The organism is Cystobacter fuscus, from assembly GCF_044360685.1.
GTDB classification, from domain to species: domain Bacteria; phylum Myxococcota; class Myxococcia; order Myxococcales; family Myxococcaceae; genus Cystobacter; species Cystobacter fuscus_C.
This window is the reverse complement of record NZ_CP043491.1, coordinates 345631-364846: the sequence shown is the minus strand read 5'-3', so window position 1 is coordinate 364846 and position 19216 is coordinate 345631. Positions and strand designations below refer to the sequence as shown.

Annotated in this window: 16 protein-coding genes; 10 read left to right on the top strand and 6 right to left on the bottom strand. The window is 68.9% G+C overall.

The window, feature by feature from the left end:
* Window positions 1-12: 12 nt before the first annotated feature.
* Entirely contained in the window at window positions 13-1008 is a 996-nt protein-coding gene (locus tag F0U63_RS01480; RefSeq protein WP_395842915.1) for a 3-oxoacyl-ACP synthase III family protein, read from the bottom strand.
* Complete coding sequence (locus F0U63_RS01475; protein ID WP_395842913.1) at window positions 1005-1688, bottom strand: TetR/AcrR family transcriptional regulator; 684 nt, start codon at window positions 1686-1688, stop codon at window positions 1005-1007. Before F0U63_RS01475 ends, F0U63_RS01480 begins: the two co-directional genes overlap by 4 nt.
* A 114-nt stretch (window positions 1689-1802) precedes the next feature.
* Between F0U63_RS01475 and F0U63_RS01470 the strand changes: the two genes are divergently transcribed.
* Complete coding sequence (locus tag F0U63_RS01470) at window positions 1803-2549, top strand: SDR family oxidoreductase (RefSeq protein ID WP_002628560.1); 747 nt, start codon at window positions 1803-1805, stop codon at window positions 2547-2549.
* A 456-nt stretch (window positions 2550-3005) separates the two neighbouring features.
* On the opposite strand, the gene F0U63_RS01465 is transcribed toward F0U63_RS01470, so the two are convergent.
* Both F0U63_RS01465 and F0U63_RS01460 read right to left on the bottom strand, forming a co-directional pair.
* Window positions 3006-3281: a hypothetical protein gene (locus F0U63_RS01465; protein ID WP_095983593.1), complete on the bottom strand. Its 276-nt coding sequence runs from the start codon at window positions 3279-3281 to the stop codon at window positions 3006-3008.
* Between the two features lie 185 nt (window positions 3282-3466).
* Window positions 3467-4882 carry a S8 family peptidase gene (locus F0U63_RS01460; RefSeq protein ID WP_395842910.1) on the bottom strand — a complete coding sequence of 472 codons (1416 nt, stop codon included), beginning with the start codon at window positions 4880-4882 and terminating at the stop codon, window positions 3467-3469.
* Window positions 4883-5306: 424 nt separating this feature from the next.
* Between F0U63_RS01460 and F0U63_RS01455 the strand changes: the two genes are divergently transcribed.
* A complete protein-coding gene (locus tag F0U63_RS01455; RefSeq protein ID WP_395842908.1) occupies window positions 5307-6125 on the top strand; it encodes a prolipoprotein diacylglyceryl transferase in 819 nt (272 codons plus the stop codon).
* Window positions 6126-6147: 22 nt separating this feature from the next.
* Here F0U63_RS01455 and F0U63_RS01450 read toward each other — a convergent pair whose 3' ends face one another.
* Window positions 6148-6429: a rhodanese-like domain-containing protein gene (locus F0U63_RS01450; RefSeq protein WP_071898194.1), complete on the bottom strand. Its 282-nt coding sequence runs from the start codon at window positions 6427-6429 to the stop codon at window positions 6148-6150.
* 64 nt (window positions 6430-6493) lie between these two features.
* Between F0U63_RS01450 and F0U63_RS01445 the strand changes: the two genes are divergently transcribed.
* The 5 genes from F0U63_RS01445 (at window position 6494) to F0U63_RS01425 (ending at window position 15240) form a co-directional block, all read left to right on the top strand.
* Window positions 6494-7012, top strand: a complete 519-nt coding sequence (locus F0U63_RS01445) for a GreA/GreB family elongation factor (protein ID WP_002628555.1) — start codon at window positions 6494-6496, stop codon at window positions 7010-7012.
* Between the two features lie 130 nt (window positions 7013-7142).
* Window positions 7143-9683: an ATP-binding protein gene (locus F0U63_RS01440; protein WP_395842906.1), complete on the top strand. Its 2541-nt coding sequence runs from the start codon at window positions 7143-7145 to the stop codon at window positions 9681-9683.
* A 127-nt stretch (window positions 9684-9810) separates the two neighbouring features.
* Complete coding sequence (locus F0U63_RS01435; protein ID WP_395842904.1) at window positions 9811-12645, top strand: PAS domain S-box protein; 2835 nt, start codon at window positions 9811-9813, stop codon at window positions 12643-12645.
* A gap of 105 nt (window positions 12646-12750) precedes the next feature.
* Complete coding sequence (locus F0U63_RS01430; protein ID WP_395842902.1) at window positions 12751-14145, top strand: VWA domain-containing protein; 1395 nt, start codon at window positions 12751-12753, stop codon at window positions 14143-14145.
* A gap of 12 nt (window positions 14146-14157) precedes the next feature.
* Window positions 14158-15240, top strand: a complete 1083-nt coding sequence (locus F0U63_RS01425) for a hypothetical protein (protein ID WP_395842900.1) — start codon at window positions 14158-14160, stop codon at window positions 15238-15240.
* Window positions 15241-15274: 34 nt separating this feature from the next.
* Here the strand turns inward: F0U63_RS01425 and F0U63_RS01420 are convergent, their stop codons facing one another.
* Window positions 15275-15616, bottom strand: a complete 342-nt coding sequence (locus F0U63_RS01420; protein ID WP_395842898.1) for a hypothetical protein — start codon at window positions 15614-15616, stop codon at window positions 15275-15277.
* Window positions 15617-16074: 458 nt separating this feature from the next.
* Here F0U63_RS01420 and F0U63_RS01415 point away from each other — a divergent pair, with 458 nt between their 5' ends.
* From F0U63_RS01415 to F0U63_RS01405, 3 genes are all read left to right on the top strand, one after another.
* Window positions 16075-16575 carry a DUF3304 domain-containing protein gene (locus F0U63_RS01415; protein WP_395842896.1) on the top strand — a complete coding sequence of 167 codons (501 nt, stop codon included), beginning with the start codon at window positions 16075-16077 and terminating at the stop codon, window positions 16573-16575.
* Window positions 16562-18346, top strand: a complete 1785-nt coding sequence (locus F0U63_RS01410; protein WP_395842894.1) for a T6SS phospholipase effector Tle1-like catalytic domain-containing protein — start codon at window positions 16562-16564, stop codon at window positions 18344-18346. Before F0U63_RS01415 ends, F0U63_RS01410 begins: the two co-directional genes overlap by 14 nt.
* 231 nt (window positions 18347-18577) lie before the next feature.
* Window positions 18578-19150: a hypothetical protein gene (locus tag F0U63_RS01405; protein ID WP_395842892.1), complete on the top strand. Its 573-nt coding sequence runs from the start codon at window positions 18578-18580 to the stop codon at window positions 19148-19150.
* The last annotated feature ends 66 nt before the right edge of the window (window positions 19151-19216 follow it).

Sequence of the window (19216 nt, the reverse complement as noted above, 5' to 3'; positions counted from 1 at the left end):
GCGAGGGGGGGCTCAGGCCGTCCAGCGGAAGAGCGCCGAGGCCATGGCGAGACCGCCGCCACTGGCGCACAGGGCCACGAGGTCGCCCTGCTTCACCTTGCCCTGCTCCACCGCGTCATCCAGCGTCATCGGGATGCAGGCCGAGCCGGTGTAGCCCCACTTGTCCATCGTCCAGTGCGTCTTGGACATGGGCTGCCCGAGCACCTGCATGGTGGCCTCGATGGCACGCAGGTTGAGCTGGGTGAAGATGAACACATCCACGTCGTCGAGCGTCAGCCGGGCGCGTCCGAGCACCTGCTGGAGGAGGAGGGGCCAGCGCTCGGTGTTGAAGGTGGCGGGGAACTTGCGCAGGAACTGCACCGCGGGCCGGCCCTGGGTGAGCGCCAGCGTCTCCGAGGTGGCGGGCCGGTACGTGCCGCCGGTGTAGATGCCCAGGGCGTCATGGTACTCGCCCGCCGCGAGCAACCGGGCACCGAGGAAGCCCGGGGTGTCGCCCGCGCCGAGCACCACCGCGCCCGCGCCGTCCGCGAAGAGCGTGCAGGTCCGCTTGTCCTTCCAGTTGACGAACCGGCTCATCCCGTACGCGCCCACCACGAGCACGCGCTGGTAGCTGTCGTCCGCGGCGATCGTCTTGCTCGCCACGTCGAGCGCCGTCACCCAGCCCGCGCACGCGCTGTTGAGATCGTAGGTGCCCGCGTTGCGCGCGCCCAGCTTCGCCTGCACCACCGAGGCCGTGGCCGGGCTGAGGTAGTCCGGGGTGTCGGTGGCGATGACGAGGAGATCCACCTGCTCCGGCGTCACGCCCGCGCGCCGCATCGCCTGCTCCGCCGCGTGCACGCACAGGTCGGACGTCACCTCGTGATCCGCCATCACATGGCGCTGCTCGATGCCCACGTTGTGCCGCAGCCACTCGTCCACGGGCTCACCGAGCACGCGCTCCACGTCGGCGTTGGTGAGCACCCGCTCGGGCACGTAGCGGCCCGTGGAGAGGATGTGGGCGTATCTCATGACGTCTTGCTCCGGGAGGCGCGGGGCTTGCGCGTCCGCTTCTTCTCGGGGGCGGGCGCCCCGGCCGAGCGCGCGTCCAGACCGTGGCGCAGCAGCGCCATCGCGGTGTCCAGCACGTGCTCCAGCCCCGAGTCCCCCTCCCAGAGCACCCAGCGCATGCCCAGGAAGTCCCCCATGCCCATGAGGCAGTAGGCGAGCACCTCCGGATCCATCCGCCGCACCTCGCCCGCGTCCATGGCGCGCTTGAGCCCGGACACGTAGCCGCGGGCGAAGCGCTCGTAGTAGCGCCGGTAGCACGCCTCATCCACGAACTCCGCCTGGCGCACGATGCGGTACAGGTGGCGCTCGCGGCTGGCGAACTGGAAGAACGTGCGCAGGCCCTCGCGCTCCACCGCCAGCCGGTCCTCACAGCGCGCCACCGACTCGGCGAGCAGCCGGCGCAGCCGCGCGCCCAGCTCGTCCACCACCTCCACGAAGATGGATTGCTTGTCGGGGAAGTAGACGTAGAACGTCCCCAACGCCACCTCCGCCTCGCGGGTGATGTCCGCGATGGAGGCGTGCTCGTAGCCCTTGTCGCCGAACAGCGTCTCCGCCGCCCGCAGCAGCTTCTCTCGGGTACGCTGCCCACGAGGGGTCAGGGGCACGACGCGGGGAAGGGCCGGAGTTGAAGACCGATTCATCCTTCACCTTGCGTAACATCCCCCTCACGATATTGTCAAAACCCCCCAATCCACACTCATGCGCTGGCGCCCGGCGGAAGCGAACACGCGGCGCCGGCCTGGAGCGCCAGACACATGCAACTCAAGGACTTGAAGGTCATCGTCACCGGAGGAGCCCAGGGGATGGGCGCTCACTTCGCCACGCGACTGCTCGAGGCGGGCGCACAGGTGGCGGTGGGAGACGTGAACGAGGAGAAGCTCGCCGCGCTGCCCGCCGCCATCCACCGCCGCCGCCTGGACGTGGCCAACGAGGAGGACTGCGCCTCGTTCGTGAAGTGGGCCCACGAGCGCATGGGGGGCCTCAATGGCCTCATCAACAACGCGGGCATCCTGCGCGATGGCCTGCTGGTGAAGAAGGACCGCGCCACCGGTGAGGTGAAGACGCTGTCCACCGCGGACTGGAACGCCGTCGTCGGCGTGAACCTCACCGGCGCCACCCTCATGGTGCGCGAGGTGGTGGCCCACATGGCGCGCACGGATCAGCGCCCCGGCGTCATCGTCAACATGAGCTCCATCGCCCGGCACGGCAATCGCGGGCAGACCAACTACGTGTCCGCCAAGGCCGCGCTCGCGGCCAACACCGTCACCTGGTCGCGCGAGTTCGCCCCCTTCGGCATCCGCGTGGGCGCCGTGGCCCCGGGGATGATCGAAACGCCGATGACCCAGGGCATGAACCAGAAGGCCCGTGACGCGCTGGTGGCCCACATCCCCGTGGGCCGCATCGGCGAGCCCGAGGACATCTGGCTCGCGGTGAAGTTCGTCCTCGAGTGCGACTACTTCAACGGCCGCACCATCGACGTGGATGGCGGCCTGAACATGTAGGCTCGCCCCCCGGTCCGATTTTCCGGACTGTCAGACCCTTCTGGCCCACTCGTTCGTTGAAGAGAGCAACGGGCCCTCGAGGCCCCGGGGCCCCGAGGGGCCCCTCAGCGAGCGGGAGAGCCCTGGCTTGGCTCTCCCCTGGAAGAGCAGGCAGGCGGTTGCCCTGCGGGGCATGGTGCGGACAAAGGGGTCCAAGTTGGGGCGTCCGCGCACAATCGCAAGCTGCACAGGTGTTCAGGGGGTTGCCGCATGGCCGTCAAGTGAGTAAATCATTTCCAGTCGAGAATAGACGGGAGGCCCGGAAGTTCGGGTCTGGTAGGAGAAACGGGGATTCACGTCGCACACCCGTTTCGCGGTCCGCAGCACACCGGCGGGGGGGCCGGAGGACAGGACAGACCGGGGAATGAGGGAACCCAGATTCCCGCTCGGATGTCCAATGAAGGAGAAGCGCTCAGCTCAGGTATACATCTCGCAGCTCGCGGTGCGGCCAGCTTCGAACAGGGACGAGCCCTGGAGCTGCTCCAGCACACGCTGCGTACACAAGAGCGTCACCATGGGCGTGGAGCCCGGGTCGCTCATCCATCGTACGCCACCCAGAAGCTGGTTGGCCTGGAGGAAACTCAAAACCGAGTCCCGGAACTGCTTGCCCTGCTCGCAGGCCGTGCGGTGCACGACGGACCGGTCCCGCTGAATGGAGGGCTGCCAGGCGGCCTCCATCTCCTCGCGGGCCATGACCAATACTTCCATCCACCCGCCCTCGGCGCCCTCGTTGCGAGAGCCCGGCAAGGGAGTGACCGAATGGATCTTCGGAAATCGGCCGGAGGCCGGGCGCGGCGATGTCGCTATCTTCCTGCTCATCCGACTTCCTCCTCCCAGGCCCGGCGCTCGCACGGCGCCGACCCTGGTAGCCGCCATCCCTACTTGTAAACCGCCAGACCCCTACCCGCACGTCCTTCAGCGGTCTTGGGCAGTTTCAGCACGTTCGCGAGAATCAAATCCCTGACCTCGAGCGCCGTCAAGTCGGGGGACCGGCAGCGATATAGCGCCGCAAGACCCGCGACGTAAGGGGCTGCCATGCTGGTTCCGCTCATTCGTTCATAGAACGCCTGGTTGTTACACCTTCGTTCTGTGCTCGAGTAGACATTCACCCCATAACCCATCACATCGGGAACAGAGCGCTGATTCACCACTCCGCTGGCGGAGAAACTGGCCACGCGACGCGCGAAGTCGACTGCGCCCACGGCGAGGGCCTCTGGGAAGGCCGCAGGGTAGCCAGCCGTGCCAGCGCCGCCATTGCCGGCGGCCACCACGGGCAGGACGTTGGAGTCCACCAGGCGGCGCACCAGGGTCTGCAGGGCGCGGATGTTCAAGCGGTACTCCATGTCGCTGACGCCCGGCGGCGGCTGCACCGGGAAGCCCAGGGACATGTTCACCACGGCGGGGCGCATGGCGTTCTCCGGGCGGGAGAACTGGTGCAGCAGCCACTCCATGCCGGCGGCCACGCGCCCGAGGCTCGTGCGGATGGTCTCCGATTCGATGACCGAGGCGACGTAGAGGTCCACCTCCGGGGCGACGCCGTGGAAGGAGCCCGCGGCGATGCCGGCCACGTGGGTGCCGTGGCCGTCCGGATCGAAGCCGCGCACGTCGCGCGCGGGGTTCTGCGGCGAGTTGGGAAAGAGCGAGACGTAGCGGAACTGGATGAGGCGGTCCTGGTGCTCGGGATGGTCCGCGTCCACGCCGGTGTCGAGGATGCCGAGCATCACGCCCGCGCCCTTGATGCCCTGGGCATGGGCGGCGGCGATGCCGCTCTCCTCGGGCCACTCGCGGTTGACGAGCGAGGACAGGCCCCGGTTGCGCGGGCCAATCTGGCCCGCGGCCACCGGCCCCGGGAAGGTCAGGTGCACGGTGTCGGGGATGAACTCGAAGTCGCCGCCGAGCTCCTCGCGCGCGATGCGCTCGGCCTTCTCCGACACGAAGTGGGCCATGGTGGCGCCGATGAGCGGCATGTGGCGGTAGGTGCCCACCTCCGAGGCGGACGCCAGCTCCATCACCGGACCATCGCTGGCCGCGACACTCACCTCGTTGGACTTGCGGCCCCGCTTGCCCGCCGTCTTCCTCTTCGCGACGACGGGCACGCTCACCTGCGGCAGGCGTCCAGGCAGTGTGGCGGAGTGCAAGCCGAGGTCCCGCAGCATGTCCGGCGCCCGCCCGCTCATCATGAACTGAAGGGCGGTGGTGCGCTGCAACACGCGCTCTCCCTGCTCCGTGCCCCGCACGCCGGGCTTGGCGTGGGTTTCAATCGACTCCTTCGGCACCAGCAGATAGGACTTCATGGTGGGTCTGCTCCTTGACTGAATACCGACTGCACCGGCTGGGCACGCCAGACCACGGGTGGGCGCCAGCCGCGCCCGGTGGGAGCCAGAGTGGGACAACGTCGTCCCCACACCCGGATCTCATAGTGGGACTAGACCGCTTCCCCCTGACATCCCCCCCGCCGTCCATGCTCTGGACGCCCGGGGGCGCGCTCGCCGTTCCCTCGGATGTCGCTCACAACGTCCGAAACCGGAAAACATTCTCATCCGCGAGCGTAATACGAACCCGGAGAGCACGGAAAACAACGGTCCGGCGGTAGCTCCCCCCCTCGGCCCGGGTCCGAATCGGAAAACCCCCGGGAAAGCCCGGGGGGCCATCATTGTTCGCCACCTCGTGGCCAAGGCGGACTATGGCTGGCATGTCATCCGCCCGCCGGAGAGATTCGTGATTCCCTACCTGTACGTCCCCCCCCTCAAGCTCGGTCCCCTCACCATCGAGCCCTTCGGCATCTTCGTGGCGATGGGCATCTTCCTCGCCGCCCGATTGCTGGACAGTCAGGCCAGACGGGAGCGGCTCGACGCCACCCCGTTGCTCGACTACGCCCCCTGGGGGGTGGGCGTGGGCATCGTCACCGGCCACCTGCTCCACCTCTTCGCCTACCACCCCGAGGAGCTCTCCAAGAGCCCCTTTCAGATCTTCAAGGTGTGGGACGGCCTGTCCTCCTTCGGAGGGCTCGTCGGAGGCATCCTCGCCGCCGTCGTCTTCTTCCGGGTGCGCAAGCTGCGCTTCCGCGACTACGCGGACACCTTCGCCCTGGCCGTGGCGCCCGGCTGGGCCGTGGCGCGGCTCGGCTGCTTCGCCGTGCATGATCACCCCGGCGCGCGCACCGACTTCTTCCTCGCGGTGAACTTCCCCGAGCGCTTCTACGGCGGCCCCCGCCATGACCTCGGCCTCTATGACGCCGCCTACCTCTTCGCCCTCACCGCGCTCTTGTGGGCCCTGCGCAACACCCCCGCCATGAAGGGCAAGCTGCTCCCCCTGCTCTCCCTGCTCTACGCCTTCGGCCGCTTCTTCTTCGACAGCCTGCGCGCCACCGACCTGTCCTATGTGGACGCGCGCTACTTCGGCCTCACCCCGGCCCAGTACGGCTGCTTCGCGCTCGTCCTCTTCGGACTGTGGGGCCTGGCCACGTGGAAGTCCTCCGCGCCCGGGCCCCGGGCCGCATCCGGGCCGCCCGGCGACGTCCAGCCCCAGACCCGCTAGGCGCGGGCCCGCCCGCGGCCCCCTACCAGTTGTTCACCGAGCGCAGGTCGAACAGGTCCGGGTAGCCCGCCGCGCGCAAAATCTCCACCGCGCGCGCGCTGCGGCCTCCCGCCTGGCAGTACACCACCACCCGCGTGCCCGGCGGCCCCACCTCGGCGAGGCGCTGTGGCAGCTCCTGCACCGGAATGTTGCGCGCGGGCTCCGGGTGCCCCTGGCGGTACTCCTCCGGCGTGCGCACGTCCAACAACACCCACCCCTGGCCCACCAGCTCCCGGGCCTTCTCGGACAGCTCTTTCGGCGTCATGGGCCCCGGACTGTAGCCGGAAACTGGAGCCCGCGCGGCAGGGCGCTACAGTCCTGTCACTCGCATGCCACTGCTGGACAAGAACGCCCTGCTCGCCCAACTCGTCGACCGGCTCCACCAGAGCGACCGGCTCGCCCACCGCGCCGAGGCCGACGCGCGCGAGGCCGCCCGCTCGCTCGCCACCGAGTCCGAGAAGAAGGAAGACGGCCGCGCCGCCATCGAATACGGCAGCCTCGCCACGGGCCAGGCCCAACGCGCCCGCCGCGTCCACGAGGAGCTCCAGGCGCTCGCCGATCTGCAGAAGACGGGGCTGCCGCGCCAGCCGCCCAAGGGTCCCGTCGCCCTGGGCGCCATCGTCGACATGTCCACCGAGGACGAGGAGGGCTTCGCCGAGCGCACCTTCTTCCTCCTGCCCGTGGGCGCCGGCACCGAGCTGACGGGGCCCGATGGCGATGGCTTCCTCTCCGTCATCACCCCCTCCTCGCCCGTGGGCCGCGCCCTGATGGGACGTCGGCCAGGTGACATCATCGAGGTCACCCTCGCCGGCGAGGTGCGCGAGTGGACGGTGCTCGAGATCGCCTGAGCGCGCCCGCTTGCACCCACCCCGCGCCTGCTCCCACGCTGGGAGGACGGCCGTCTCACCTGTCCAACGATGGACGGTCCTCCCCGGGGCGGTGGATTTGATCGCGGCAAGCTGATTTGGAAGGGTCATCATGAGCTCGTCCACCGAGCCGGGCCTGGCGACCGAGCCCGCGCGCACGCCATCCCTGCCCATCACCTGGCCCGCCGCCCTCTTCGGGCTCATGTTCGGCGTGGCGATGACGTACGCGCCCTACGAGTTCCACGCGACCTCGTTCCGCCCGCTCTACCCCTACGTGCGGCACCTGGGCATGGCCTACCTCGTCAGCAGCATCGTGCTGATGGCCACCATGCTCTACCCGCTCGCGCCACGCTGGCTGGACGTGCTCGGGCGCGTGGGCTTCGGCGCCGTCACCACGCTCTACTGGTGGGTGCTCAACGTGCGCACCGGCGGGCTCACCGGCGCCGTCCTCTACCCGCTCCTGCTCACCGGCGTGGCCCTGGAGGCGAGCCCCCGCTGGCGCAAGCGCGAGGTGCTGCGCACCATCGTCGCCCTCATCGCGCTCGCCTTCGGCGTCATCATGCTGGTGGCCCACCAGCGCTTCCCCTCCGTCTTCTACGCCGCGCTCTCGCCCCTGCTCGTGCCCATGGGGCTCGTCTTCCTGGCGTGTGGCGTGGGCCTGCTCGCGCCCCCCATCACCCGGCGCTACCCCCGCCTGCCCCGGCTGCTCTTCGCCCTGCTCGCGGTGGACTTCTGTCTGCTCGCCTGGGGCTTCGGCCGCATCGGCTCGGGGCCCGCCGCCAGCATCTACGTCATCCTCACCCTGGCGTGCATCGCCGCCTCCACCGGCTTCCGCCCCCGCGCGCCCCGCACCGTGGGCTTCAAGCTGTTGCGCGGCCTGGCCTTCGCCGGCCTCGTGCCCCTGCTCGCCCTGGGCGGCTTCGCGGCCTGGCTCGCCCAGAACGCCATCGAGCGTCAGGTGCGCGACGACACCCTGCGCGCCGCCGCAGGCGAGGCGGACTTCCTCGTGCGCTACCTCGACGACTCGCGCGAGTCGCTCCAGCTCATGCTGGAAGCGCCCGGCTTCCGCTCCGCCTTCGCCGCGCGCGACCGGCAGCTGCTCGAGCTGTACCTGCGCAACCTCCCCGCCCAGGCGCGCGCCTTCGACGCCGCCATCGTCGTGGACAAGGACGGCCTGGGCATGGCCGCCTCCTACGGCAAGGAGGACCTGGGCACCTTCGCCCACCGCGACTTCTACGCCGGAGTGCTCAGCACCAACGCCCCCTACGTGTCGCGCCCCTATGTCAGCCAGCTCGGCCTGCCCCACGTCGCCGTGGCGCTGCCCTTCAAGCAGGACGGCAAGGTGGAGGGCCTGCTCGTGGGCCTGCTCTCCCTGGAGCGCCTGAGCGCCGCGGTCACCCCCGCCGCCCAGCGCTTCCGCGTGCAGGTGCTCGACCGCCGGGGCCTCTTGCTCCTGCGCGACACCCAGGCGGGCGCCCCGCTGTTGAGCGTGGCGCAGCTGCCCGAGGCCCTGCGCCTGCACCTGTCGAGCAGCGACGAGGGCGTGGTGGAGACGTTCGGCCAGGACAACCAGCGCATCCTCCTGGCCGCGGACGCGCCCGTGCCCGGCACCGAGTGGAGCGTCGTGGTAGCCCAGGACATGGGCGTGGCCTACCGCGCCATCACCCGCACGAGCGTGGCCTTCATCCTCATCCTCGCGCTGGGCGTGCTGCTCATGCTCGGCCTGTCCCAGTTCGTCGCGCGCGACATCATCCGCCGCCTGGACACCCTGCACGCGGCCACCGCCGCCATCGCCCGCGGAGAGCTCAGCCAGCGCGTGCCCGTGGGCGAGGACGACGAGCTGGGCGAGTTGTGCCGGGGCTTCAACGAGATGGCGCTGCGCACCGAGCTCGCCCAGGGCGAGCTGCGCGAGGCGGTGCGTCTGCGCGAGGAGTTCCTCTCCGTGGCCAGCCACGAGCTGCGCACGCCCCTCACCCCCCTCAAGGGCTTCGCCGCCCTCACCTTGAGCCGCGTGGAGAAGGGCGGCGACTTCCCCGAGCGCGAGCGCACCCTCAAGGCCCTGCGCTCCATGGCCCGGCAGACCGACCGGCTCACCCGCCTGGTGGATGACTTGCTCGACACGTCCCGCATCCAGGCGGGCCGCTTCGAGCTGGAGTGCGCCCCGGTGGACCTGGTGCCGCTGGTGCGCGAGGTCATCGAGCGCTTCGAGCTGCGCGGCACCGAGGGCCTGCGCTTCTTCTTCGACTCACCGGAGCAGCCCGTGGAGGGCGTGTGGGATGGCCCCCGCCTGGAGCAGGTGGTGACCAACCTGCTGTCCAACGCCGTGCGCTACTCGCCCCACGGCGGCACCGTGCGCGCCAGCTTCCACTTCACCCCCGAGTGGGTGGAGCTGCGTGTGCGCGACGAGGGCATCGGCATCCCCCCCGAGAGCCTCGCCCAGCTCTTCCAGCCCTTCGCCCGCGCCTCCAACGCCACCGCGCGCCACTACGGCGGCCTCGGACTCGGCCTCTTCATCTGCCGTGAAATCGTCCAGCGTCACGGTGGCACCATCTGGGCCGAGAGCCCCGGCGCCCAGCAGGGCAGCTGTTTCCACGTGCGCCTGCCCCGTCACGTTCCCATTGCCGACCCCATTCCCTCCGCCGCCGCGAGCTAGGAAGTGGCACACGGGAAAAACCCGTTTAGTGTGAGTGGGATGTACAAGTCTGGTGGGCAGGCTATCGTAATTCTTTAGCGAAGCGGTTCACGGCTGATCCTGTCCGTGGACACGGCGCCTCTTTCCCATGTCCTTGAAGCCCCAGCCGACCCTCTCCATCCCCGCGCCCCTCGCGGCGCGCCCCCGGCTGACGCTCGAACGGCCGGGAGAAGTGGTGTTCCAGCTCGACACCCAGGGGCGGCTCACGCACCTCACCCCGGTGTGGACCGAGCTCACGGGCTTCCCGCTGGAGGAGTGTCTCGGACAGCCCAGCCGGCAGTACGTGCACCCGGCTGATCGCTCGCTCTACGACGAGCAGGGCTGTCCGCGGCTGGGTGAACTCCAGGAGGTGCGCAAGCGCGAGCTGCGCTACCTCACCCGCGAGGGCGGCTTCCGCTGGGGCGAGGTGCTCGTGCGGCCCGTGCTGGAAGACGGCAGCGTGGTGGGCCTGAGCGGCACGCTCCACGACATCACCGAGCGGCGCCGGGCCCAGGAGGCGCTCACGCGGCGCGAGCGCTACCTCAGCGCGCTCGTGGAAATCCAACAGCGGCTGCTGGGTACGTCCGCCTCGGAGGATCTCTTCACCCGGCTGATGGCCCCGCTGGGCGAGGCCTCGGGCGCCAGCCGCGTCTACACCTTCGAGACGCACCGCAGCCCCGACGGCGAGCTGCTCATCAGCCAGCGCGCCGAGTGGTGTGAGCCCAGCGTGAAGAAGGAGCTGGCCAACCCCCTCCTGCAGAACCTGCCCTTCGAGAAGGCCATCCCCCGCTGGTACGAGCTGATGTCGCGGGGCCAGGCCATCAGCGGACTGGTGAGGGACTTCCCCGCCGAGGAGCAGGCGCTGCTCATCCCCCAGGGCATCCGCTCGCTCCTGGCGCTGCCCTTGTGGGTGCACGGCACGCTCGCGGGCTTCATCGGCTTCGACAACTGCGTGGAGGAGCGCGAGTGGGACCGGCTGGAGGTGGACCTGTTGCTCGCGGCCACTGGCGCCATCTCGCTCGCCCTGGAGCACCGCCACGCCGAGCGCGCCCTGCGCGAGCGCGAGCAGCGCTTCCGTGCCATGGCGGAGAACTCCTCGGACGTGCTCTACCGCTACCAGCTCGCCGGCACGCGCAGCTTCGCCTTCGTGAGCGGCGTGGTGACGCGCAACCTGGGCTTCACCCCCGAGGAGCACTACCGCGACAGCCTCTTGTGGCACCGCCGCGCGCACCCCGAGGACGTGGAGCTGCTCGAGCAGCTGCTGTCCGAGCCCCGGCGCATGGCGGACGCCCCCGTGGTGGTGCGCTTCCTCAAGCCGGATGGCAGCACCGTGTGGCTGCAGCACGCGGTGACGCCCGTGCTGGACGGCGCGGGCATGTGCGTGGCGGTGGAGGGCATCGCGCGCGACGTCACCCAGCACCGCCACTTCGAGGAGGCCCTCAAGCACTCCGAGGCGAGCTTCCGCATCCTCCTGGAGGGTGTGCCGGAGCCGGCCGCCATCCAGCGCGACGGGTGCATCATCTTCGCCAACATGGCGCTCGTCACCTCGCTGGGCTTCGCGCGCCCCGAGGAGGTGCTCGGCCGATGTCTGCGCGAGTTCATCAAGGACGACCCTCCGTCTGCCCCGGACGCGCTGGTGACCGGGGAGCGGCGGCTCTTGCGGCGGGACGGCCAGGTGCGCGTGGCGGAATTCGCCTCGCTGCCGCTGCTCTTCGATGGCAAGCCCGCCGTGGTGTCCATCGCGCGGGACGTCACCGAGCAGCGCCAGTTGCAGTCGCGCCTCAACCTCGCCGACCGCATGGCCTCCATGGGCACGCTCGCGGCGGGCATCGCCCACGAAATCAACAACCCGCTCGCCTTCGTCATCTCCAACCTGGGCTTCCTGTCGGACGAGCTGCGCCGCATGCCCTCCTTCGTGCCCGGGGGCGTGGCGTCGCGCCCCGAGGTGAGCGAGTGGCGCGGCGTGCTGAGCGAGGCGCGCGAGGGCGCCGAGCGCGTGCGGCAGATCGTCCGCCAGCTCAAGTCCTTCTCCCGGCCGGACGAGGAGCGGGTGGAGGCGGTGGATCTGCACGCCGTGCTGGACTCGGCGGTGATGCTGGCGGCCAACGAAATCAAGCACCGCGCGCGGCTGCGGCGCGAGTACGGGCCCATCCCCCGCGTCAAGGGCAACGAGGGCCGCCTGTGCCAGGTGTTCCTCAACCTGGTGGTGAACGCGGCGCAGGCCATCGCCGAGGGCGCGGTGGACAAGAACGAGATCGTCCTGCACACGCGCCCGGACGAGGATGGCCGGGTGCTCGTCGAGGTGCGGGACACCGGCAGCGGCATCCCCCGCGAGGTGCTCGGACGCATCTTCGATCCCTTCTTCACGACGAAGCCCGTGGGCGTGGGCACGGGGTTGGGGCTGTCCATCTGCCATGGCATCATCACGGGCCTGGGCGGCGACATCCTCGTGGAGAGCGAGCCCGGACGCGGCACCACCATGCGCGTGGTGTTGCCCGCGGCCGCGGACGGCACGCCCGAGCAGACCCAGCCGGTCGCGCCCCCCGTGGCGCCCGTGACCCAGCGCGGCCGGGTGCTCATCGTGGACGACGAGCCCGCGGTGGGCCGCGCCCTCAAGCGCATCCTGCGCGATCACGACGTGGAGCTGGCCACCAGCGGACGCCAGGCGCTGGACCTGCTCCAGCGGGACACGGGCTTCCACGTCATCCTCTGCGACGTGATGATGCCGGACCTCGGGGGCAAGGATCTCTACGAGGCCATGCAGCACGCGGGCGCGGGAGTCGAGCAGCGGTTCGTCTTCGTCTCCGGCGGCGCCTTCACCCCCGGGGCGCGTGACTTCCTGTCGCGGGTGTCCAACCCCACCCTGGAAAAGCCCTTCGACGAATCCGCCGTCAAGCGCGTGGTGCGCGAGCTGGTGCTCAAGACCATGCCCTCGAGCCGCTGACGGCATCCGCCGGTTGACGGACCTCCTCCGGGTGACCGATGCGCGCCCGAGGCACCTCGGTCAGGCTGTGCGCACCCGTTGCCCGCCGCCACGAGGTCTCCCCGCATGAACCGTACCCACCTGCTGCTGGCCCTCACCACGCTGCTCGCCCTCGGGGCGCTCGCCGTCGGACTGCCACCTCCTCCTTCCCTCCAGCCCCCCACGGTGCGAGCGCCTTCGGGCGAGGTGCTCCCCCCCGTCACGGCCCGCGAGGGCGTGCTCACCCTGGAGGGCAAGCTGTCCGGCGCCTACGTGCGCACCGGGCCGGGCGAGGCCCATGCCCTGTTCACGGTACGCGCGAACACGATCCCCACGCATCAGCGCATGCCCGTGAACCTGGCGCTCGTCATCGACCGCTCGGGGTCCATGCGGGGCCAGAAGCTCACGGACGCGCGGCGCGCGGCACGCATGCTCGTGGAGCGGCTGCAGCCCGGAGACCGGCTGGCGCTCGTGCACTACGGCTCGGACGTGCGTGTGTATCCCAGTGAGGAGGTGACGCCCCGCTCGCGCGAGCGGATGATCTCCTTCGTGGGCTCCATTGAGGACGAGGGCGCCACCCACCTCAGCGGCGGCCTGGAGGCGGGCGCCGAGGCGCTGCGGCCCCACGTGAAGGACTACCGCGTGAGCCGCATCATCCTCTTGAGCGATGGCGAGCCCACCGAGGGCATCGTGGACGAGGCCCACCTCGGGCGCCTGGCGGCCGACTACCAGCGCGAGGGCATCGCGGTGAGCGGGCTGGGCGTGGGCGAGCAGTTCAACGAGCGGCTGATGCGGGGCCTGGCCGAGCAGGGCGGAGGCTTCTATGGCTACCTCCAGGACTCGGAGCGGCTGGCGGAGATCCTCGGGCGCGAGCTGGAGCAGGCCACGGGGACGCTCGCGCGCGGAGTGCGGCTGCGGCTGGAACTGCCCGAGGGCGTGACGTCCGCGGAGGCACTGGGGGTGGCGTCGGTGCAGGAGGCCGGCGCGCTGTTCATCCCGCTGTACGACCTGTCCGGAGGCCAGGAGGTGCGCGTGGTGGTGAAGCTGACCCTGGCCCTGGAGGCGCCCTCCCGCGCGCGCACCCTGGTGAGCGCGCGGTTGGACTACAATGACCTGGTGGCGGACAAGCCCGTGCGGATGGGACTCGAGCTGGGGGCCGCGGTGACCGAGGACGAGGAGCTCGTGCGCACACGAATGGACCCGGACGTCGGGCTGGCCGTGACGCGGGCGCTCGGGGCGAGCCAGATGCAGGCGGCCGCCGAGGCGATGAAGCAGGGCGACCGCACGCGCGCGCTGGACATGCTCGGCAACGTGCGCCGGCTCTTCGGCGCCTCTTCCTCGGCACTGGCCGGGGAGATGCATGAGGTGGAGCAGACCGAGGCCGCCTACCGCGACGCCCAGGATGAAACTTCCGTGCGGCGTGAGGCGTTGAAGCTCCATCGCAAGTCGCTTCGGTCCTTCGGACAGAACAACTCCTACTAGGAAAGACGGGCCATGTCCCTGTTGGTACAGCTTGAGGAGCGCGAGGACTTCGAGAAGCGCACGCTGCTCGCCCTGGCGGGGGCGGCCGCCCTCACCCCCGTGTTGGCGTTGACCACCCGCGTGTACCTGCCCGTGAACACGGCCTGGCTGGCGCTGCTGGGCGCGGGAATCGCCAGCACCCGGGGAGGCTGGAAGACCCGGCTGGCCATGGGGGTGGGATTGATGGTGGGGCTGACCGTCCTCTGGCAGCTGCGCGCTCCGGCGGCCCTGACACATTTCTGCATGGGCATGCTCGCGGCCGGCGCTGCGGACATCTGGCAGGCGGCGCGACGCCCCTACCGGGTGCTCGCGGGAGTGCTGGGCGCCGGGGCGCTCGTGCCCCTGGGGATGTACGTGAAGTCCGTGCTGGACGCGCGGCTGTTCTACCCGCGTCCGGGGATGGTGAGCGCCCTCGTGGGGCTGACGGTGGTGGCGCTCTTCTGGAGCGTGGGGCGGCTGGCGGCGTATGTGCGGGTGCACGGCAACAAGGTCGAGGCCCGGGGCGCCGCCCTGGAGGGCCAGTTGACGGGCGAGGCGCAGGGCCTGGTCATGCGCACGGTGAAGCTCCACAAGGAGTGCCGACGGGAGGTGGAACGGATGGAGGCGGGGCCTGGCAGAAAGGAGCTGGTGGGGGTGCTGGACAAGCTGGCCACCGGCGTCTTCACCCTCGCGGAGGAGTACGCGGAGATGTTGGCGCGACTGCAGGGGGCCCGGGCGGCGGACGTGAGCACCCAGGTGCAGGAGCTGCGAGCCAAGGCGGCCGCGGCGACGGACGCGGTGGCACGACGGCAGTTGGAGCTCGCCGCCTCGTCACTCGGCGAGGAGTTGAACCACCTGGATGTGTTGGATCGCAAGCGCGAGCGGCTGCTCGCGCAGTTGCACGCGCAGGTGGCGCTGGTGGAGCGGGCGCGGGTGTCGCTCATCGGAGCGCGGGGAGGCGACGTGGCCGCGAAGGGCGCCCAGGCGGCGCAGCTCGCGCAGCGGCTGGCCGAGCTGGGGCAGGAGGACGCGAGCACTCCCAGGCCCCAGCCGGACTCCAATCGCGTGGTGAGTTGAAGACCCGTCTGCTCCGGCGCGACGAGCCAGCGGCTCACGGCGGGGGCGCGGCGGGCGCCTGCTCGGAGGGAGTTGGTGTGGGCTTGATGATGAGGGCGTTGTTCGCCAGGCCCTGAGCGACACACCGGTGGACCAGCCCCTCCTGGAGGCACTCCTGGTAGGGAGCGCACGCACCACGGCAGGGGAGTTGCTCACACAGGCCCGTGGCCTTGTCGCACGTGGTTCCCATGGGGCACGCGGCATAGCAGCCACCGCGGGAGCGCGAGACGGCCGACGCCCCGAGCGCGCTCGCGGTGTTGAGCACCGCGTCCCCAGCACATCCGCACAGGGAAAGGACCACCGCCATCACGGCACCGCGCCACGGTATCGGGCTCATGGTTGCTCCTTTGGGGTTGAGCTCTTCGCGTACCCGTCGAGCCTACTGGGTCCACGAGCTCCGGTGCCAGATCATGGCCAACGCCAACAGCAGGGACATCCACCACCAAGAGCATTGACCCCCATGGCAAGCCACACTTCCAATATGGATGTGCCGTCAGCACCCAACCCAGCGTCCAGGAGCTACGGGCCAAGGCGCCCGCGATGACGGACGCGGTGGCATTCGTTGGCGCCTGGGTTCCACCTGTTGGCGGCTTTTTGGAAGGTGCGCGGGCCCCACTGCCTGTACAACGTCGCCCCCATGGCACTCAGCGGAGTCGAATCATGAGATTCTCCCCCTTATCCAATCCACGTGGCAACTCGCGGCGGTACCCGAGGGCCGCACCAGCCGTGGCCCGAGGAGAATCCTGGAGTGTCACGCGCAGGGCGGGACAGGGATTGCTACTACTCGGATTGTGTTTGGGATTGTCTGCCTGCAAGAAGAAGCCGGAGGAAACTCCCAGCGCACCCGGGGCCGATGGCAAGACCGACGAAATCAAGTCCGTGTCGCTCGAAGTCAATGCCTTCAACTACACCGACTTGTACATTGAAAATTTCAGTGTAGCCGGAGTAGGGGGAGGCAATGTCTTCGTTAGCGCTCCCGACTCGGGGGGAGGAGGAAGCACATGCTGCATGAGATGGTATCCAGGCGTGACCCTCCCATTCCCGGTGAAAGTCGTTTGGACTCGCGACAGGAAGCGCATTTGCGAAAAGGAAGTGATGATCAAGGGGCCAGTGCCCGCCCACCCGCAGCACCTCGTCGTCCAATTCTTCCAGGATGGACGCATCGAGGTGGAACTCACAGAAGACTTTCCAGATGTGAAGCTTCGGTTGGAGCGCTTCAGCCCTGTCGAGCGCAAGAAGTCAGGCAACTCCGTGTTGGATGAACAGATCGCCAGGTGCCACGATGCCTTCCCTTGATGACCAGAAGACAGCAGTCGCAATCGGTGCCAAGGACCACAAGCATCTAAAGCCTTCTCTGGCGCCAGGCCTCCGCGTCTCCTTCTTTTTCGACGGCACCGGGAACAACCTGGACGCGGACCTGCCCACCCAAGAACACAGCAATGTGGCCCGGTTGTACCGGGCGCATCGCGCGAACTCATCGCAAGGCTCGATTCGCTATTACATCCCCGGTCTCGGTACGTATTTCAAGGAGGTAGGCGATCCTGGCAACGAGATGCGGGGAAATGGGGGCGGCTATAGAGGAGAGGATCGCCTCCAGTGGGCCATGAGTCGGCTGAAGTCTTGTCTGGCGAGCAGCGATGGGCGGCAGACGATACACCTGGCGTTGTTTGGCTTCTCTCGAGGCGCTGCGCTGGCTCGTGCGTTCGCCGTGCGAATCGCCAAGAACTGCCAGCGACAAGGTGATGGCTCCTGGCGTCTCGTGTTGGGGCAGCGAGCAATCACGCTCCGCCTGTACTTCATGGGTTTGTTCGACTCCGTGGCCTCAGTGGGAGTACCCATGGGAATGAACAACGCGGGTTCCCTGGTCAAGGGGTTTGGGAGCACGCTTCTGGCGATGCAGCACCGGAAAGGCTCCGATCTCGGGAATCTCGCCTTTGGGAGCGCGCCCGGCGCGGATCCCTCTCCTGGCCACTACACTGGGCACATGGCGTGGGCCAGTGATCTCCGCATCCCCGAGATGGTAGAGGACTGTCTCCACATGGTGGCCGCCCATGAGGTCCGCAACTCCTTCCCAGTGGACAGCATTCTGCAGGGGCAGCGCTACCCGTCCAATTGCCGCGAGATGGTCTATCCGGGCGCTCACTCGGATGTTGGCGGCGGCTACCGCGTGGGAGAAGGGGCGCGGAGCCGAAGTACTGGCGCGCTCCTAAGCATGATTCCCCTGCGCGTGATGCGGGCTCAAGCCATCCAAGCCGGAGTACCATTGGATGACTCCGTCAATGCCCAGGACTTCGCCGAGGATTCCGCGAGCAGGGAGCCCTTCGACCTACTCCACCAACGCTTCACCGCCTATATGAATGCCGCGGGATGGGGAGGTGAGCCCCTGGGAAAGGTGATATTGGCCAACATGGAACGCTACTTCCAGTGGCGCTTCCACAAGATTGCTCGCGACCAGAAGGACAGAGATGCTGGGCGTCCGACGAAAGACGAGGCACTCTTGCACCCATTCAAGGGCGGATGGATCTCCGAGAAGAAGGCACTGACAAAGGAGATGGAACCAATCCGCAACAGGTATTTCGCACAGGCGGAGCGCACCAACGCACTCAAGAACGCGGTCAACGCAAAGAGCAACCAGACGCGCATCCGCGACGAAACGGCAGTGCTGGATGCCGCCTCGAACGAGTACTTCGCGCTCAAGGCTCGCATGGACACGCTCCCAGGCATGGATGACTCGTTCCTGGATTGTGTGAGGCTCTATGATACTCAGCTCCTGGCGGACTCGTGGATGCTCCAGCAGCTGTCCTGGTCGAAGGGGCGGGCCAACCTGCGCCCCCATTACCAGCGGTTGCTCAATGCCTACGAGGCGGAGCAGCGGGGACGGGGACTGAGAGACATGGCCATCATCCAGTTCTTCGACACCTACGTTCACGACTCCCTGGCTGGCTTCGCGATGGATTCGACCCTGCCCTCCGACCCCCGGGTCATCTTCACCGGGGGCAACGCCAAGCTGCCCTACGCGATGAACTCGCTCCCAGGACAAAGGCCCTCACGCTCGGCGCTCGGCTGAAGAGACCAGCCTGGACGAGGACGAAACGGTCCGCCTCATGCTCCTCCCACGCGTCAGCGCGACGTCGACGGGGTTCGCGGCCTGGCCACCTCAACGGCCGTGATCGCGTTCACAGGAAACGTATCGGCTGGATCACAGCCCTGAGAAGAGCCTCTCCGTAGTCTGTGCTTGTTCACGACGTGAACGGCCTTTCCGAAGGCCTCTACCCGCAGCGCACAGATGGAGACGCACATGAAGAAGACCCTCCTGCTCAGTGTTGGTATTGCCCTGATGACCACCGCCTGCGGCCCGGCGGACACCGCGGAGACCGAGGTGCCCGGCCTCGAGCAGAACCACGGCGCCCTCTACGGCGAGGTGCAGAAGGTGGTCGGTGACACCCCGTGCCCCACGGGCTACTCCATCGCCACCCCCAATGATGCGCTCGCCAACCAGAGCACCATCTGCGGCAAGATGGGCGTGTGGGACATCGCGCGCCTCTCGGGCAGCGGGGCGATGAAGGGTCCCGGCTATGGCTGCGCCATCACCAGCTACGAGTCGGCCCCCCTGGGCAACACCCTCTGCAAGCTGCCGGGACAGACCAACCTCGTCGAGGTGGTCGGGGACTCGCCGTGCGGCGCGGGCCGTACCCTCCTCACGCCGCAAGAGGCCAGGTCCCAGCAGTCCGCGGTCTGCGCCAAGCTCGGCATGTGGGACATCGCGCGGCTCGAAGGAGGCGGCGCGATGAAAGGCTCCGGTTATGGCTGCGTCATCACCGACCAGGAGACCCAGAAGTTGGGCCACGCCCTGTGTAAGTCGCTCAATTGACATCCCCTCACCGGGTGCCGCTGATGACGTCATGCGCCAGCAGCGCCTGATTACACTCCGCCGCCT

Excerpts from the sequence above, each read along its gene's own strand:
- F0U63_RS01480 (WP_395842915.1), bottom strand. The coding sequence starts at position 1,008 with ATGAGATACGCCCACATCCTCTCCACGGGCCGCTACGTGCCCGAGCGG.
- F0U63_RS01475 (WP_395842913.1), bottom strand. The coding sequence starts at position 1,688 with ATGAATCGGTCTTCAACTCCGGCCCTTCCCCGCGTCGTGCCCCTGACC.
- F0U63_RS01470 (WP_002628560.1), top strand. The coding sequence starts at position 1,803 with ATGCAACTCAAGGACTTGAAGGTCATCGTCACCGGAGGAGCCCAGGGG.
- F0U63_RS01465 (WP_095983593.1), bottom strand. The coding sequence starts at position 3,281 with ATGGCCCGCGAGGAGATGGAGGCCGCCTGGCAGCCCTCCATTCAGCGG.
- F0U63_RS01460 (WP_395842910.1), bottom strand. The coding sequence starts at position 4,882 with ATGAAGTCCTATCTGCTGGTGCCGAAGGAGTCGATTGAAACCCACGCC.
- F0U63_RS01450 (WP_071898194.1), bottom strand. The coding sequence starts at position 6,429 with ATGACGCCGAAAGAGCTGTCCGAGAAGGCCCGGGAGCTGGTGGGCCAG.
- F0U63_RS01445 (WP_002628555.1), top strand. The coding sequence starts at position 6,494 with ATGCCACTGCTGGACAAGAACGCCCTGCTCGCCCAACTCGTCGACCGG.
- F0U63_RS01440 (WP_395842906.1), top strand. The coding sequence starts at position 7,143 with ATGAGCTCGTCCACCGAGCCGGGCCTGGCGACCGAGCCCGCGCGCACG.
- F0U63_RS01435 (WP_395842904.1), top strand. The coding sequence starts at position 9,811 with ATGTCCTTGAAGCCCCAGCCGACCCTCTCCATCCCCGCGCCCCTCGCG.
- F0U63_RS01430 (WP_395842902.1), top strand. The coding sequence starts at position 12,751 with ATGAACCGTACCCACCTGCTGCTGGCCCTCACCACGCTGCTCGCCCTC.
- F0U63_RS01425 (WP_395842900.1), top strand. The coding sequence starts at position 14,158 with ATGTCCCTGTTGGTACAGCTTGAGGAGCGCGAGGACTTCGAGAAGCGC.
- F0U63_RS01420 (WP_395842898.1), bottom strand. The coding sequence starts at position 15,616 with ATGAGCCCGATACCGTGGCGCGGTGCCGTGATGGCGGTGGTCCTTTCC.
- F0U63_RS01410 (WP_395842894.1), top strand. The coding sequence starts at position 16,562 with ATGCCTTCCCTTGATGACCAGAAGACAGCAGTCGCAATCGGTGCCAAG.
- F0U63_RS01405 (WP_395842892.1), top strand. The coding sequence starts at position 18,578 with ATGAAGAAGACCCTCCTGCTCAGTGTTGGTATTGCCCTGATGACCACC.